General features: G+C 50.5%; 1 protein-coding gene. It reads right to left on the bottom strand.

Translation table 11 applies throughout. The features are described 5' to 3' along the window. The coding region (locus tag KIV40_RS32205) for a tRNA modification GTPase (RefSeq protein ID WP_375164931.1) at positions 1–671 on the bottom strand (671 nt) is incomplete at both ends.

Here is a 671-nt window from a genome sequence, read left to right as displayed (position 1 = left end):
GGCTTGATTTACCCTCATTAGGACGACCAGCAATTACCACCTTCATTCCTTCACGCATGATGGCACCTTGGTTAGCCTCTTGGCGAACCGCTTCCAAGTTGTCGATGATAGCCTGTAAGTCAGCACTTACTTTACCATCGGCCAGGAAGTCGATCTCTTCTTCTGGGAAGTCGATTGCCGCTTCAACATAGATACGTAAGTGGATCAGTGACTCTACCAGCGTGTTGATGCGCTTTGAGAATTCACCCTGCAGTGACTGGAGCGCCGATTTTGCCGCTTCTTCAGAGCTTGCATCAATCAGGTCAGCAATGGCTTCTGCTTGGGTTAAATCCATTTTGTCATTGAGGAATGCGCGCTCTGAGAACTCGCCCGGACGTGCAGCACGTACACCTGAGATGGTTAGGATGCGTTTAATCAACATGTCCATAACCACAGGGCCACCGTGACCTTGAAGTTCAAGAACATCTTCACCTGTGAAGGAGTGCGGGTTAGGGAAGTAAAGGGCAATACCTTGGTCTAACTCAATACCATCATGAGATTTGAATGGCAGGTACTCAGCGTAGCGAGGTTTTAAAACCTTACCAGTGACCTCTAGAGCAACCTGAGCTGCCTGTGGGCCTGAAACGCGGATAATACCGACACCACCACGCCCGGGCGCGGTCGCTTGAGCA

It is taken from the genome of Vibrio sp. D173a (genome assembly GCF_030248475.1).
The sequence above is the reverse complement of the archived record's forward strand: the minus strand, read 5'-3'. Positions and strand labels throughout refer to the sequence as shown.